This is a genomic window from Streptomyces sp. NPDC015346 (assembly GCF_043078785.1).
Taxonomy (GTDB): domain Bacteria; phylum Actinomycetota; class Actinomycetes; order Streptomycetales; family Streptomycetaceae; genus Streptomyces.
Genome location: NZ_JBIBTW010000001.1, coordinates 1,013,027 through 1,027,718, shown reverse-complemented (window position 1 = coordinate 1,027,718; position 14,692 = coordinate 1,013,027). Strand labels below are relative to the sequence as shown.

17 protein-coding genes are annotated in these 14,692 nt (G+C 73.1%); 4 read left to right on the top strand and 13 right to left on the bottom strand.

The window, feature by feature from the left end:
• The 10 genes from ACF06X_RS04660 to hisD all read right to left on the bottom strand — a co-directional run bounded on the left by ACF06X_RS04660 (position 1) and on the right by hisD (position 7,778).
• Complete coding sequence (locus tag ACF06X_RS04660; protein ID WP_392285685.1) at positions 1-1,278, bottom strand: MFS transporter; 1,278 nt, start codon at positions 1,276-1,278, stop codon at positions 1-3.
• Positions 1,279-1,306: 28 nt separating this feature from the next.
• The gene (locus ACF06X_RS04655; protein WP_392285684.1) at positions 1,307-1,897 is read right to left on the bottom strand and encodes a helix-turn-helix domain-containing protein; all 591 of its coding nucleotides are present in this window, start codon (positions 1,895-1,897) and stop codon (positions 1,307-1,309) included.
• A gap of 108 nt (positions 1,898-2,005) precedes the next feature.
• Positions 2,006-2,761, bottom strand: coding sequence for an imidazole glycerol phosphate synthase subunit HisF (hisF, locus tag ACF06X_RS04650; protein WP_392285683.1), 756 nt, complete (start codon positions 2,759-2,761; stop codon positions 2,006-2,008).
• Positions 2,758-3,171, bottom strand: a complete 414-nt coding sequence (locus tag ACF06X_RS04645; RefSeq protein WP_392285682.1) for a RidA family protein — start codon at positions 3,169-3,171, stop codon at positions 2,758-2,760. The genes hisF and ACF06X_RS04645 overlap by 4 nt, the downstream gene beginning before the upstream one ends.
• A complete protein-coding gene (priA, locus tag ACF06X_RS04640) occupies positions 3,168-3,899 on the bottom strand; it encodes a bifunctional 1-(5-phosphoribosyl)-5-((5-phosphoribosylamino)methylideneamino)imidazole-4-carboxamide isomerase/phosphoribosylanthranilate isomerase PriA (protein WP_392285681.1) in 732 nt (243 codons plus the stop codon). The genes ACF06X_RS04645 and priA overlap by 4 nt, the downstream gene beginning before the upstream one ends.
• A gap of 2 nt (positions 3,900-3,901) precedes the next feature.
• Positions 3,902-4,552: an imidazole glycerol phosphate synthase subunit HisH gene (hisH, locus tag ACF06X_RS04635; protein ID WP_392285680.1), complete on the bottom strand. Its 651-nt coding sequence runs from the start codon at positions 4,550-4,552 to the stop codon at positions 3,902-3,904.
• Positions 4,549-4,716, bottom strand: coding sequence for a hypothetical protein (locus ACF06X_RS04630; RefSeq protein ID WP_392285679.1), 168 nt, complete (start codon positions 4,714-4,716; stop codon positions 4,549-4,551). Before ACF06X_RS04630 ends, hisH begins: the two co-directional genes overlap by 4 nt.
• A gap of 4 nt (positions 4,717-4,720) precedes the next feature.
• On the bottom strand, positions 4,721-5,314 hold the full coding sequence (gene hisB / locus ACF06X_RS04625) for an imidazoleglycerol-phosphate dehydratase HisB (protein ID WP_158986436.1): 594 nt from the start codon (positions 5,312-5,314) through the stop codon (positions 4,721-4,723).
• Positions 5,311-6,441 (bottom strand): histidinol-phosphate transaminase, encoded by a 1,131-nt coding sequence (locus ACF06X_RS04620; protein ID WP_392285678.1) that lies wholly within the window; start codon positions 6,439-6,441, stop codon positions 5,311-5,313. The genes hisB and ACF06X_RS04620 overlap by 4 nt, the downstream gene beginning before the upstream one ends.
• Complete coding sequence (gene hisD, locus ACF06X_RS04615; RefSeq protein WP_392285677.1) at positions 6,438-7,778, bottom strand: histidinol dehydrogenase; 1,341 nt, start codon at positions 7,776-7,778, stop codon at positions 6,438-6,440. Before hisD ends, ACF06X_RS04620 begins: the two co-directional genes overlap by 4 nt.
• 174 nt (positions 7,779-7,952) lie before the next feature.
• On the opposite strand from hisD, the gene ACF06X_RS04610 reads away from it, so the two are divergent.
• The 4 genes from ACF06X_RS04610 to ybaK all read left to right on the top strand — a co-directional run bounded on the left by ACF06X_RS04610 (position 7,953) and on the right by ybaK (position 12,045).
• A complete protein-coding gene (locus tag ACF06X_RS04610; protein WP_392285676.1) occupies positions 7,953-9,554 on the top strand; it encodes an oxidoreductase in 1,602 nt (533 codons plus the stop codon).
• Positions 9,555-9,694: 140 nt separating this feature from the next.
• Entirely contained in the window at positions 9,695-10,756 is a 1,062-nt protein-coding gene (locus tag ACF06X_RS04605; RefSeq protein WP_392285675.1) for a hypothetical protein, read from the top strand.
• Between the two features lie 5 nt (positions 10,757-10,761).
• Positions 10,762-11,499, top strand: coding sequence for an LON peptidase substrate-binding domain-containing protein (locus ACF06X_RS04600; RefSeq protein WP_392285674.1), 738 nt, complete (start codon positions 10,762-10,764; stop codon positions 11,497-11,499).
• 42 nt (positions 11,500-11,541) lie between these two features.
• Positions 11,542-12,045: a Cys-tRNA(Pro) deacylase gene (gene ybaK, locus ACF06X_RS04595; protein ID WP_392285673.1), complete on the top strand. Its 504-nt coding sequence runs from the start codon at positions 11,542-11,544 to the stop codon at positions 12,043-12,045.
• A 38-nt stretch (positions 12,046-12,083) separates the two neighbouring features.
• Here the strand turns inward: ybaK and ACF06X_RS04590 are convergent, their stop codons facing one another.
• The 3 genes from ACF06X_RS04590 to ACF06X_RS04580 form a co-directional block, all read right to left on the bottom strand.
• Positions 12,084-12,731 carry a DUF2567 domain-containing protein gene (locus tag ACF06X_RS04590; RefSeq protein WP_392285672.1) on the bottom strand — a complete coding sequence of 216 codons (648 nt, stop codon included), beginning with the start codon at positions 12,729-12,731 and terminating at the stop codon, positions 12,084-12,086.
• Between the two features lie 34 nt (positions 12,732-12,765).
• Positions 12,766-13,593: an ABC transporter permease gene (locus ACF06X_RS04585; RefSeq protein WP_392285671.1), complete on the bottom strand. Its 828-nt coding sequence runs from the start codon at positions 13,591-13,593 to the stop codon at positions 12,766-12,768.
• Between the two features lie 127 nt (positions 13,594-13,720).
• On the bottom strand, positions 13,721-14,692 hold the full coding sequence (locus ACF06X_RS04580; protein ID WP_392285978.1) for an ABC transporter ATP-binding protein: 972 nt from the start codon (positions 14,690-14,692) through the stop codon (positions 13,721-13,723).

The following is a 14,692-nucleotide window of genomic DNA, read 5'->3' as shown; positions in this document are numbered from 1 at the left end:
TTACGGTGCCCCCCGCGCCCCACGCGTCGCCGTCGGTGCCGTGCGGGGCAGTTCCGCGCGCCGCAAGGCGCCTGTGGAGAGGGCGTACACGCCGGCGAGCGCGCAGATCGCGGCGCTGGCGACGTACACCGGGCCCAGGCCCCACACGCCCACCGCGGCGCCGGTGAGGGGGAAGGTCAGCGGGGCGATGCCCAGGCTGAGGAAGGTGGACACGGCCGTCACCCGGCCGAGGTAGGCGGGGTCGCACTCCGTCTGGGTGAGCGCGCCGCACAGGGCGCCACTGAGGCCGGCGAGCAGGCCGACGGAGAGCGACACGGCTACGGCCAGGGGCAGCAGCGGTATGTACGCGAGGGCGGCGATCGAGCCCGCGCCGAGGGTGATGGTCCACCCCATGACGGCTCCGGCGCGCGGTATCCGGCCCCGGACGGTCAGGAGCAGGGACGCCGCTGCGGCTCCGGTCCCGAAACCGGCGAGGATCCAGCCGATGCCGGCGGCGCCCCACCCGCGCGTGTCGGAGAGGAGCGCGAGGCCGACGTTGAGGGGGCCGACGAAGCCGAGGTCGCTGAGGGCGACGACGATCATCAGGGGTCCGAGGACCCGGTGGCGGCGGATGTGGCGCAGGCCGTCGGCGAGGTCGCGCAGGGCGGTGCGGTCGCGGGACCGCGTGTCGCCGGGCAGCGGGGTGATCCGGAGCGTGAGGAGCAGCGGCAGGGAGATCGCGAAGAGGAGTCCGGCCGCCCCGAACGCCGCCGCCGGCCCGCCGAGGGCGACGGCGAGGCCGCCGAGCGGGGCGCCGAGGACGAGGCCGGCGCGGTAGGCGAGGCCGCGCATGCCCTGGACGCGGGCGAGCTGGTCGTGCGGGGCGATCCGGGGCGGCAGGGCCCCGACGGCGGGCATGAAGAGGGCGTCGACCACGCCGAAGACGAGGGCGACCGCGGCGAGGACCCAGAGGGTGGGCGAGGTCAGGAGGAGGAGGGCCGCCACACCGAGGACGACGAGGCAGCGGACGGTGTCGGAGACGAGGACGACCCGGCGGGGGCCGAAACGGTCGGCGACGACTCCTCCGCCGAGCATGAGGAGGGCGCGCGGTACGGCGCTGACGGCCAGGACGAGCCCGGCCTCGGCGGGGGTGCCGCCCCGCACGGCCGCCCAGGAGAGGGCCAGGTGGTAGACGCTGTCGCCGAGCGTGGAGGCGGTGTAGGCGCCGAGCCAGCGCCGTACGTGGGGGTCCCGGTGGGCGGGCCGGGCGGTCGCCGCAGTGGGCGTCAGGACGCTCATGAGCTGCGGGGGAAGCCGTGGCGGACGCTCATGAGCGGTAGGGGAAGCCGTGGATGTGGAGGGCGACGTTCTCGCGGCCTTCCGTGTCACCGGCCGCCTCGGCGGCGCGGGCCCGCTCGTCGTGCTTCCGCAGGACGGCCTCCAGCTCCTCACCGAGAGCGGCCAGCTCGGCCGCGGTGAGGCGGGGCAGCCACTCGGAGCTGATCGACGCGGAGCGCCACTCGGTGGACCAGCTGAGGCGTTCGTCGAGAAAGCGGCGGTGCATGGCGGTGCGCTGTTCGTCGAGGGTGCGGCCGAAGGCGGCGCTCGCGGCGACGAGTTCGGGGGTGTCGCGGATGTCCTCCTCGTGGATGCTGAAGCCGTAGGAGCTGGGCTGCCACCAGCGCTCGCGGCCGTCGGCGGACTGGGCGGGCGCCTCCTCGACGAGCCCGCCGTCGGCGAGCTTGCGCAGGTGGTAGCTGACGAGTGAGACGGCTTCGTCGACCTGGTCGGCGAGCTGGGAGGCCGTGGCGGTGCGGGCCACGAAGAGGGCGCGGTAGAGGCGCATCCGCAGCGGGTGCGAGATGGCCTTGAGGGTGCCGAGGTCGGTGATCCTGCGGTGGCTGTCCGGTGTGGGCATGCCACGACCCTAGATACGCAGGAAAACTTGCGCAATATATTTTGCGCAAATAATCCTGCGCATCTGGCCAAGGGAAAGGGCCCCCAGCGGGGGCCCTTGTGCGCGCGTTCAGCGGACCGGGTGGCCCGCTTCCCGCAGCGCGTCCTTGACCTGGGAGATCCGCAGGTCGCCGAAGTGGAAGACGGAGGCGGCGAGCACCGCGTCCGCGCCCGCCGCGATGGCCGGCGGGAAGTCGGAGAGCCTGCCCGCACCGCCGCTCGCGATCACCGGCACGGTCACGTGCTTGCGCACGGCCGCGATCATCTCGGTGTCGTAGCCGTCCTTCGTGCCGTCCGCGTCCATCGAGTTGAGCAGGATCTCGCCCGCGCCCAGCTCGGCGGCCCGGTGGGCCCACTCGACGGCGTCGATGCCGGTGCCCTTGCGGCCGCCGTGCGTCGTCACCTCGAAGGAGCCGGAGGCCGTACGCCGGGCGTCCACGGACAGCACGAGCACCTGGCGGCCGAAGCGCTCCGCGATCTCGCGGATCAGCTCGGGCCTGGCGATGGCGGCCGTGTTGACGCCCACCTTGTCCGCGCCCGCGCGCAGCAGCTTGTCGACGTCCTCCGCCGCCCGGACGCCGCCGCCGACCGTGAGCGGGATGAAGACCTGCTCGGCGGTGCGGCGCACCACGTCGTAGGTGGTCTCCCGGTTGCCGGAGGAGGCGGTGATGTCGAGGAAGGTCAGCTCGTCGGCGCCCTCGGCGTCGTACAGCTTCGCCATCTCCACCGGGTCACCGGCGTCCCGCAGGTTCTGGAAGTTGACGCCCTTGACGACCCGGCCGTTGTCCACGTCCAGGCAGGGGATCACGCGTACGGCGAGACTCATGCCGACTCACCGCCCCGGTACGCCTCGACCTCGACCTCGACGACCAGGCTCGGGTCCACGAACCCGGAGACGATGATCATCGACGCGGCCGGGCGGACCACGTCGAACAGCTCCTTGTGGGCGCGGCCGACCTCGTCCACGTCCCGGGCGTGCGTGATGTACATCCGGGTGCGTACGACGTGCTCCGCGCCCAGGCCGAGCTGCTTCAGCGCGGCGAAGGCCACGTTGAAGGCGTTGACGGCCTGCTCGTAGGGGCCTCCGCCGGCGATCTGGCCGTCGACGATGGAGGTGCAGCCGGAGACCAGGACCAGACCGTTCGGCAGCTCCACCGCGCGGGAGTAGCCGAACTGCTCCTCCCACGGAGCGCCGGTCACCACCTTGCGTACGGAGTCACGTCCGGAGTCGGTCATACGGAAGCCACCGCCTCCAGCGCCTCTTCCAGGGTGAACGCCTTGGCGTACAGCGCCTTTCCGACGATCGCGCCCTCGACGCCCTCGGGGACGAGCCCGGACAGCGCGCGCAGGTCGTCCAGGGACGACACGCCGCCGGAGGCGACGACGGGCTTGTCGGTGACGGCGCAGACGTTCTTCAGGAGCTCCAGGTTGGGGCCCTGGAGCGTGCCGTCCTTGGCGATGTCGGTGACGACATAGCGGGCGCAGCCCTCGGAGTCGAGGCGGGCCAGCGTCTCGTACAGGTCGCCGCCGTCGCGGGTCCAGCCACGGCCGCGCAGGGTCGTGCCGCGCACGTCCAAGCCGACGGCGATCTTGTCGCCGTGCTCGGCGATGACCTTGGCGACCCACTCGGGGGTCTCCAGCGCGGCGGTGCCCAGGTTGACGCGGGTGCAGCCGGTGGCGAGGGCGGCGGCGAGCGAGGCGTCGTCGCGGATGCCGCCGGACAGCTCGACCTTGATGTCCATGGCGCGGGCGACCTCGGCGATCAGCTCCCGGTTGTCCCCGGTGCCGAAGGCGGCGTCGAGGTCGACCAGGTGCAGCCACTCGGCGCCGGAGCGCTGCCAGGCGAGGGCCGCCTCCAGCGGGGAGCCGTAGGAGGTCTCCGTACCGGACTCGCCGTGCACGAGGCGGACGGCCTGGCCGTCGCGGACGTCGACGGCGGGGAGGAGTTCAAGCTTCTGAGCCATGATCAGAGGGTCTCGATCCAGTTGGTGAGGAGCTGGGCGCCGGCGTCGCCGGACTTCTCGGGGTGGAACTGGGTCGCCCACAGGGCGCCGTTCTCGACGGCGGCGACGAACGGTTCGCCGTGGGTGGCCCAGGTGACCTTGGGGGCGCGGATCTTGGGGTTGCCGACCTCCAAGGTCCACTCGCGCACCGCGTAGGAGTGCACGAAGTAGAACCGGGCGTCGGCGTCGAGCCCCGCGAACAGCTCGCTGTCCTGAGGCGCGTCGACCGTGTTCCAGCCCATGTGGGGCACGATCGGGGCCTTCAGCGGCTCGACCGTACCGGGCCATTCGTCGAGGCCCTCGGTCTCCACGCCGTGTTCGATGCCACGGGCGAAGAGGATCTGCATGCCGACGCAGATGCCCATGACGGGGCGGCCGCCGGAGAGGCGGCGGTCGACGATCCATTCGCCGCGGGCCGCCTTCAGCCCCTGCATGCAGGCGGAGAAGGCTCCGACGCCGGGGACGAGGAGTCCGTCGGCGTTCATGGCGGTGTCGTAGTCGCGGGTGATCTCGACGTCGGCGCCGACGTGGGCGAGGGCCCGCTCGGCGGAACGGACGTTGCCGAATCCGTAGTCGAAGACGACGACCTTCTTCTGCGGCTTGGTAGCGCTCATTCCCAGATTCCCTGAATCCGCAGGACGCCGGCGACCAGGCACATCACGGAGGCGATGGCGAGGACGGCGATCACGCCCTTGGGCAGCTTCTGCTTGGAGAAGGAGTACACACCGCCGGCGAGGAAGAGCCCGACGACGATGAGGACGGTGGAGAGGCCGGTCATGGGTTTACAGGGCGCCCTTCGTGGACGGCAGGATGCCGGCCGCGCGCGGGTCGCGCTCGGAGGCATAGCGCAGGGCCCGGGCGAGCGCCTTGAACTGGCACTCCACGATGTGGTGGGCGTTGCGGCCGTACGGCACGTGGATGTGGAGCGCGATCTGCGCCTGCGCGACGAAGGACTCGAAGATGTGCCGGGTCATCGTCGTGTCGTAGGAGCCGATCATCGGCGCCATGTTCTCGGGCTCGGTGTGCACCAGGTAGGGGCGGCCGGAGAGGTCGACGGTGACCTGGGCGAGCGACTCGTCCAGCGGGACGGTGCAGTTGCCGAAGCGGTAGATGCCGACCTTGTCGCCGAGCGCCTGCTTGAAGGCGGCGCCGAGGGCGAGGGCGGTGTCCTCGATGGTGTGGTGCGAGTCGATGTGCAGGTCGCCGTCGGTCTTGACCGTGAGGTCGAACAGGCCGTGGCGGCCGAGCTGGTCGAGCATGTGGTCGTAGAAGCCGACTCCGGTGGCGACGTCGACCTTGCCGGTTCCGTCGAGGTCGATCTCGACGACGACGGAGGTCTCCTTGGTGGTGCGTTCGACGCGTCCTACGCGGCTCATGAACTCTGCTCCTTCTTCAAAGCGCGTACCGCATCGAGGAACGCGTCGTTCTCTTCGGGGGTGCCGGCGGTGACCCGCAGCCAGCCCGGTACGCCGTTGTCCCTGACCAGGACGCCCCGGTCGAGGATCTTCCGCCAGGCCGCGCGGGAGCCTTCGGCTCCGTCGAAGTGCCCGAACTGGACGAAGTTGGCGTCGGACTCGGTGACCTCGTAGCCGATCGCCCGCAACTCGGTGACCAGGCGGTCCCGCTCGGCCTTGAGCTGTTCGACGTACCCGAGGAGCGTATCGGTGTGCTCCAGGGCGGCGAGCGCGGTGGCCTGGGTGACGGCGGAGAGGTGGTACGGCAGGCGTACGAGCTGCACGGCGTCGACCACGGCGGGGTGGGCGGCGAGGTAGCCGAGGCGGAGCCCGGCGGCCCCGAAGGCCTTCGACATGGTGCGGGAGACCACCAGGTTCGGCCGGCCCTCGATCAGCGGCAGCAGCGAGTCGCGGTGGCTGAATTCCACGTACGCCTCGTCCACCACCACCAGGGACGGCTTGGCGGCCTGGGCGGCTTCGTACAGCGCGAGCACGGTCTCGGCCTCGACGGCGGTGCCCGTGGGGTTGTTCGGCGAGGTGATGAAGACGACGTCGGGACGGTGCTCGGCGATGGCCCGCTCGGCCGCCTCGACGTCGATGGTGAAGTCGGCGTTGCGCGGGCCGGAGATCCAGCCGGTGCCGGTGCCGCGGGCGATGAGGCCGTGCATCGAGTACGAGGGCTCGAAGCCGATGGCCGTACGGCCGGGGCCGCCGAAGGTCTGCAGCAGCTGCTGGAGGACTTCGTTGGAGCCGTTGGCGGCCCAGACGTTCTCGACGGCGACCGGGTGCTTTCCGGTACGGGTGAGGTAGCGGGCGAGCTCGGTACGCAGCTCGATCGCGTCCCGGTCGGGGTAACGGTTGAGGCCGCGGGCGGCCTCGGCGACCCGCTCCGCGATCCGGGCCACGAGGGGCTCGGGCAGCGGATAGGGGTTCTCGTTGGTGTTCAGCTGGACGGGGACGTCGAGCTGAGGCGCGCCGTACGGGGACTTGCCGCGCAGCTCGTCGCGGATGGGGAGGTCGTCGATGCCGACCTTGTCGTACGAGGTCACTTGCCGGGCACCTTCCATCCGAACCGGGCCTTGAGCGCGGCGCCGTGGGCGGGCAGGTCCTCGGCCTCGGCGAGGGTCACCACGTGGTGGGTGACGTCGGCGAGCGCGTCGCGGGTGTAGTCCACGATGTGGACGCCGCGCAGGAAGGACTGCACGGACAGGCCCGAGGAGTGGCAGGCGCAGCCGCCGGTGGGCAGGACGTGGTTCGAGCCCGCGCAGTAGTCGCCGAGGGAGACCGGGGCCCAGGGGCCGACGAAGATCGCGCCGGCGTTGCGGACCCGGTCGGCGCGGGCGGCGGCGTCGGCGGTCTGGATCTCCAGGTGCTCGGCGCCGTAGGCGTCGACGACCTTGAGGCCGTCCTCCAGGTCGCTGACGAGGACGATCGCGGACTGCTTTCCGGCCAGCGCCGGGACGATCCGGTCCTCGATGTGCTTGGTGGCGGCGACCTGCGTCTTGAGCTCGGCCTCGGTGGCGGCGGCCAGTTCCTCGGAGTCGGTGACGAGGACGGCGGCGGCCATCGGGTCGTGCTCGGCCTGGCTGATGAGGTCGGCGGCGACATGGACGGGGTCGGCGGTGGAGTCCGCGAGGATCGCGATCTCGGTGGGGCCCGCCTCCGCGTCGATGCCGATGCGGCCCTTGAGGAGGCGCTTGGCGGCGGCGACGTAGATGTTGCCGGGGCCGGTGACCAGGTTGACGGGGGCGCAGCCGGGCGCGTCCTCGGTCCCCTCGGTGCCGTAGGCGAACATGGCGATGGCCTGGGCGCCGCCCGCGGCGTAGACCTCGTCGACGCCGAGCAGCGCGCACGCGGCGAGGATCGTCGGGTGCGGCAGGCCGCCGAACTCCTTCTGCGGCGGCGACGCGACGGCGACGCCCTCGACGCCGGCCTCCTGGGCCGGGACGACGTTCATGACGACGGACGAGGGGTAGACGGAGCGGCCGCCGGGGACGTAGAGCCCCACCCGCTCGACCGGGATCCACTTCTCGGTGACCGTGCCGCCGGGCACGACCTGGGTCGTGTGGGTGGTGCGGCGCTGCTCGCGGTGGACCATCCTGGCGCGGCGGATGGACTCCTCCAGGGCCGCCCGGATCGCCGGGTCGAGCTCGTCGAGGGCGCGGGTGATCGTCTCGGCGGGGACCCGGAGGTCGGCGACGCGTACGCCGTCGAACTTCTCCCCGTAGTCGATCACCGCGGCCGCGCCATGATGCCGCACGTCCTCGCAGATCGGCCGCACCTTCTCCAGGGCGGCTTCCACGTCGAACTCGGCACGGGGCAGCAGGTCGCGCAGTGCGCCACCCTCGGGGAGGGCGTCGCCGCGCAGATCGATTCGAGAGATCACGGGTCAATTCTCGCAGACGCCCCACAAGCGTCGGACGTCCGTATCACTGGCTGATACGCGCCACAGTGGCGTCTTGTCGCCACACCTGACCGTTAGCGTTCAGTCCGTCACTCAGCGGGAAGAACGGCTGTACGAATCCAGGGAAGCGGGTTCGTGGAAAGCGAGGGGGCGGCAGTGACCGAGCCGCACGAGGACGGTATGCCGGACGGTCTCACGGGTCCGGAGCAGATCATGTGGCGGGCGTTCCGGATCGGCAGGACCTGTGATCTGAGCGAGGGGGACGCGGCGCGGGACGATCCGTTCGGACAGCACCGGTGGGGGGACGAGCGCAGTGTGCGCGCCGAGGTGCTGGGGCTGCTGCTGCTCGACGGGCCGCCGCCGCAAGCCGGGCGGGTCGCGGCGCTCAAGCTGCGCGGGGTGCGGATCACGGGGGTGCTGAACCTGGCGGGCGGGGCGATAGGGCCGTACGTGGAGATGAACCGCTGCCGTTTCGACCAGGAGATCGTGCTGCCGGAGGCGCACTTCGGGACGCTGCGGATGGTGGAGTGCGCGATACCCCGGCTGGAGGCGGCGCGGCTGCACACCCAGGGCGATCTGCATCTGCCGCGCTGCCGGGTGGACCGCGGCATCCGGCTGACGGACGCGCAGATCGGCACGGATCTGCTGATCAACCAGATCCAGGTCTGGCCGGACCGGCGGGGGCGGGCGATCACGGCCGACGGTCTGGTGGTGGCGCAGGATCTCCAGGCCGAGCTGATCGAGGCCTACGGGGAGCTGAGTCTGCGCGGGGCGAAGGTGGGGGTGTCGCTGAGTCTGCGCGGCAGCGTGCTGCGCGGCGCGCAGCAGCGCCGGGCGTTGAACGCGCCGCAGCTGACGGTGGAGCGCTCGCTCTATCTGAACGCGGCGTGGGTGTACGAGGGGTCGGGGAACGCCACGGCCACGCCTCCGTACGGCATCGGGTACACCCCGGTGAGTGGGGCGCGCCGCAAGCCGGTGGAGTGCCACGGCGGGGTGCGGCTCGACGACGGCCGGTTCGGTGACGCGGTGGACCTGCACTACGCGCGGTTCGTGCTGAACGGGGCGATGCGCGAGGAGGTGTCGCTGCGCCGGATCGTGACGCCGGAGCTGCGGTTCAACGGGGAACCGCCCGAGGAGGGCCGGGTGGTGCTCAACGGCGCGAAGGTGGTGACGCTGATCGACCTCTCCACCAGCTGGCCGGGCCCGGGCGGTCTGTCCATGAACGGCTTCGTCTACGAGAACCTGGTGCCGTACGGCCACTTTCCGCTGGCCCGCCGCCTGGAGTGGGTGGCGGCGGCGACCCCGGAGTACGCCCCGGAGCCGTACGAACGGCTGGCGACGGTGCTGCGCAACAGCGGGGAGGACGCGGACGCCCGGGTGGTGCTGCTCGCCAAGCAGCGGCGGCGCCGGGAGACGCTGCCGGTGGCGGGCAAGCTGTGGGGCTATCTCCAGGACTGGACGGTGGCGTACGGCTACCGGCCGGGCCGGGCGGCGCTGTGGATGGCGGTGCTGTGGGCGGCCGGTGCGGTGGCCTTCTCCCGCTACGACCCGGTCCCGCTGAAGGCGGAGGAGTCCCCCCGGTGGAACGCCACGCTGTACGCGCTCGATCTGCTGCTGCCGGTGATCAACCTGGGCCAGGACGGCTACTGGCGGCTGGAGGGCCTGTGGCAGTGGGCCGCGACGGTGCTCATCCTCCTGGGGTGGGTGCTGGCGACCACGGTGGCGGCGGGGGCGTCGAGGCTGCTGCGGCGCGGGTGACGGGAGGGTTGCGAGGGGGTCGGATCCTGCCGGCCCCCACCGCTTTCTTTACCCTGTCTTGACCTCGTGCAGGACAACTTTCCTGCCGCTACCAAAGCTTCACAGTCACCCACTGGCGCCGCCCTCACCTGCGGTTTTCAATGGTCCGCACCATGTCATTGCTCCGCGCCCTGATCGGGACCGCCCGCACGGTCCGGCACGCTCCGCGGCTCGCCGCCGCCATGCCGCCGGACGACGACGTGCTGCTCGACGCGCCGGACGAACGGCTCGCCCCGGCGCTGGTGGCGGCCGCCCTGGCCGACCCCGGGCCGGCGGCGGAGCTGCTCGCGACGACCCGGGACGCCGCGGAGTGGGAGAACCGGGACCGGTACGTGGCGCGTCTGGCCACGTTCGCGTACAGCCGTGAGGACTGGCTGGTCCGGTGGCTGACCGCCGCGCCCCGCGACCCGGACGCGCTCCTCGTCAAGGCGGAGCTCGCGGTGCGCAGGGCCTGGCAGTCACCGGCCCGCGCGGAGCGGCTGCGCGAGCTGGGGCCGCTGATCGACGCCGCCGCCGAGGCGTCGCCGCGCGACCCGGTGCCCTGGCGGCTCGCGCTGGACCACGCGCGCGGCACCCACGCCGCGCACACCGCCTTCGAGTCGCTGTGGGAGCAGGCCGTCCGCCGCTCGCCGCACCACTACGGCTGCCATGTGGCCGCCCTGAAGTACCTCTCGGCCCAGTGGTACGGCTCGCACCGCGAATGCCTCGACTTCGCCGAGCAGGCCGCCGAGGACGCGCTGCCCGGCTCGCTGATCCAGGCCCTGCCCGTACGGGCGGCCTTCGCGCAGCTCCTCACCGGCTCGGGGCCCCCGCAGGAGGAGCGGTTCGACGAGGCGGCGGACCGGGGCATCGAGCTGTCCCGGGAGTATCCGGCGGGCGATCCCTGGCCGGCGGAGGTCCGGAATCTGCTGGTGTGCGTGCTGGTCCGGCGCGGGCGCTGGCCGGACGCGCTGGAGGAGTTCCGCAGGATCGGTCCGTACGCCACGTCCTTTCCGTGGGCGTTCGTCGGCACCGATCCGCTGCGGCGTTTTCTGGACGCGCGGGAGGGCGTACGGACCGAAGTGGCCCGGACGATGCCGCTGCGCGGAGCCGGGCCCGGGGGCGGGCGGGGCGTCGCGTACGGACGGGCCGGACGGCGCGGTCCCGGCGGCCATTACGCTTGACCGCTGTGACCACCGCTCGCCTGCCCCTCTTCCCGCTCAACGCGGTGCTGTTCCCTGGCCTCGTGCTGCCCCTGAACGTCTTCGAGGAGCGTTATCGCGCCATGATGCGCGAGCTGCTCAAGACCGACGAGTCGGAGCCGCGCCGCTTCGCCGTCGTCGCGATCCGCGACGGCCGCGAGGTCGCGCCGACCGCTCCGGGCATGCCGGACCCGACGGCGCTGCCGGAGAAGGGGCCCGCCGCGGGGTTCGGCTCCGATCCCATCCAGGCCTTCCACCGGGTCGGCTGCGTCGCCGACGCGGCGTCGATCCGGGAGCGCCCGGACGGCAGCTTCGAGGTGATGGTGACCGGCACGAACCGGGTGAAGCTGCTGTCGGTGGACGCGACCGGGCCGTTCCTGGTGGCCGAGGTGGAGGAGATCCCGGAGGAGCAGGGCGACGAGGCGGGCACGCTCGCCGAGGGCGTGCTGCGGGCCTTCCGGAACTACCAGAAGCGGCTGGCGGGCGCCCGGGAGCGGTCGCTGACGACGAGTGAGCTGCCGGACGACCCGTCGGTGGTGTCGTACCTGGTGGCGGCGGCCGCCGTGCTCGACACCCCGGCGAAGCAGCGGCTGCTGCAGGCGCCCGACACGGCGACGCGGCTGCGGGAGGAACTGACGCTGCTGCGGTCGGAGACGGCCGTGCTGCGGCACCTTCCGTCGCTTCCGGCGGTGGATCTGACGCGGGCGCCGACGAGCCCGAACTGACGAGCGGTACAGAACGGTACGGAGGGGTACGGAGGGGTTCTGTTGGCGAAGAAGCAGAAGAAGCAGGGAGCCGGGGGCGGCACGCCGGCGACGGTGGCGCTCGCGGACTCCGGGACCCCGTTCACACTCCACGCGTACGAGCACGACCCGGCGTCCGCCTCGTACGGCGAGGAGGCGGCGGAGGCGCTCGGCGTGTCGCCCGACCGGGTCTTCAAGACCCTGGTCGCGGACGTCGACGGCGAACTGACCGTCGCGGTCGTCCCGGTCGCCGGCCAGCTCGACCTGAAGGCGCTCGCCTCGGCGGTCGGCGGCAAGCGCGCCGCGATGGCGGACCCGGCGGCGGCCGAGCGCACCACCGGGTACGTCCGCGGCGGCATCTCCCCGCTGGGCCAGCGCAAGCGCCTGCGCACGGTCCTGGACGACTCGGCCTCCACCCACGAGACCATCTGCGTCTCGGCGGGCCGCCGCGGCCTCGAAGTCGAACTGTCGCCCTCGGACCTGGCCGCCCTGACCTCGGCGGTCCTGGCCCCGATCGGCCGCGGATAGCCGGTGTCCCCCGGCCGCCTCCCTCCGGGGGGCGGCCGTCAGTGCTGGGGCAGGGAGCCCGTCGGGCTCATCGGCGGCGCCGGGGGCCAGTCCGGCTCCGGGTCGCGGGGGCCGAAGACGGCCGTAAGCGCCAGGTGAACGATCGTCGCCGCGATCGGCCACACCAGCATCGCCCCGGCCCACATCTCCAGCTTCAGCGGCGCGTCGAAGACCACGTTCGGCCCCACCGCCTTGGCGTGCGCCACCACGTCGTGCGTCGGGCCGAGGAACGTCCCCACACCCCACCCCAGCAGCGATCCCAGGACGCCGCCGCCCGCGAGGGCGAGCACCAGGGCCACGCCACCGTGCCGGTGGAAGAGGAAGACGAGGGCCGCCGCGACCGCCCCGAACCCGAGGGCGAGGAGCACGAACGTGCCGTCCGCCCCGATCGCCGCCTCACCCTCGCTGTGGCGCAGGAACACCGCCTTGCCGTCCGAGATCAGCGGCACCCGAGGCGCCAGCCACAGCCACAGCAGGCCCAGGCCCACACCGGCGACCGTCGAGACGGCGGCCACCACGGCCGCCTGCCGCAGCTCCGTCGCCGCGCTCGGCACGCCGTCGGACTCGGTCAGCGGAGGATACGGCGCCGGCCACCCGTCGGAGTCGTGCGGCGGCGGCTGGTGAGGCGGTGTCAGAGGTGCGGTCACACCGCCATCGTGCCAGGTGCGGCCACCCGCCGCCTCAGCGGACCGCCGCCCGCCGGTACGCCCACGTCGCCACCGCGAGCGACACGACCCCGACCGCCGCGCACACCGTGAGGTCGAGGCCGACCGCCGCCCAGTCCGGGTGCGGATCGAAGGTCCGGGCCAGCGCCTCCACCCCGTACGTCGACGGCAGCAGGTCCCGCGCCCAGCCGATCGGCCCCGGCAGCCGCTCGGCCGGCAGCACGCCGAGGAGCAGCGCCGCCGACATGCCGAGCTGACCGAGGAGCGTGGCCAGCTCCTGGCGGGGCGCCAGCAGCCCGAGCGCCGCGCCGAGGCCCGCGAGCGCGGCGCCCGAGAGCGGGACGACGGCCGCGAGGATCCACAGGTTCCCGAGTGGAAGCCCGAAGAGGACGGAGCCGATGACGGCCGTCACGACCGTCCCGGGCACCGTGAAGGAGGCGTACGCGCCGGCCGCGCCGAGCACGACGGCCGCGGGCGGCACCGGCAGGGTGGCGTAGTGGTCCAGGCCGCCGCCCGCCCGCAGCTGCCCGAAGTACTGGGCGAGCAGGTTGAGCGCGACGAAGGCGACGACGAGGACGGCCGAGCCGGCGACGACGGCCCGCGCCTCCGACCCCCCGTCGACGACCCCACGCATCAGGACCATGATCCCGACGGACTGGAAGGTCGCCACGAAGAGCAGCGGGATACGGGAGACCCGGGCGCGCGAGAGCTGCGCGCGGTAGACGGCGGCGAGGGCGGGCAGCAGCCGGGCGCGCGGGGCGAGGGGCGCGGCGCCCTCCTCGTCGCCCCGCGCCTGGGCCGGGAGCGCCCCCGTCGACAGAGCCTCGGCGGGCACGATGCTCACTGCGTACTGCTCCTGTCACTCGGGCTCGGGACACTCGGGCTCAGGCCGGCCCGGCTCGGGCTCAGGCCGGCCCGGCTCGGGCTCAGGCAGACCCGGCTCGGGCGCGGGTGGATCGGTCGGTGGTCCCTCACGCCTTCACCAGTCCCTCGGTCGCGCCGCCCAGCGCCAGATACACGTCCTCCAGGCTCGGCGTCGCCAGCGTGAAGTCGTCCAGGGCCGCGAACGCCGCCCCTCCCGTGACCGCCGCGACGGCCGCCCGGGCCTCGTCCGGGGCCAGCCGGAGGGTCCAGCGCCGGCCGGACTCCTGGGCCAGGTCCCGCAGCGCGGCGACCTCGGGGACCTCCAGCGGCGGGCGCTCGCGCCAGACCAGGTCGACCCGGACCTCGCCGGCGACGCGCTCCTTGAGGCCGGCGGGGGTGTCGCAGGCGATGACCCGGCCGCGTTCGAGGACGGCGACCCGGTCCAGTACGGTCTCGGCCTCGATCACGTTGTGGGTGACCAGCAGCACGGTGGTGCCGTGTTCGGCGCGCCGCCGGTCGACGGCGGACCAGACGGCCCGCCGGGCGAGCGGGTCCATGCCGGTGGTGGGCTCGTCGAGGACCAGGACCGGCCGTTCGCCGACGAGTGCGGCGGCGACGCAGGCCAGTCGCCGCTGTCCGCCGGAGAGCTTCTTCAGGGGGCGCCCGGCGAGGCCGCCGAGGCCCAGCTCCTCCAGGACCGCGTCCCGCTCGGCCCGCGCGTCGCGGGCGGAGAGTCCGCGCAGCCGGCCGGTGGTCTCGGCGGCGAGCGCGACCGTCAGTTCGTCGAGCGCGGTGGACTCCTGGCCGAGGTGGGCGAGGAGCCGCGCGGCCCGCTCGGGATGGCGTACGAGGTCGTGGCCGAGCATCTCGACCGTGCCGGAGTCGGGGCGCATCAGTCCGGTCAGCTGGCGCACGAGGGTGGACTTGCCGGCGCCGTTGGGGCCGAGCAGGCCGAAGATCTCGCCGCCGCGCACCTCGAGGCTGATGCCGTCCGTGGCGCGGATCTCGGGGGTCGCGGGCACCCCGCGCCTGCCGCGCGCGGCGGGGTACGTCTTGACCAGATCCCGCACCACGCACAC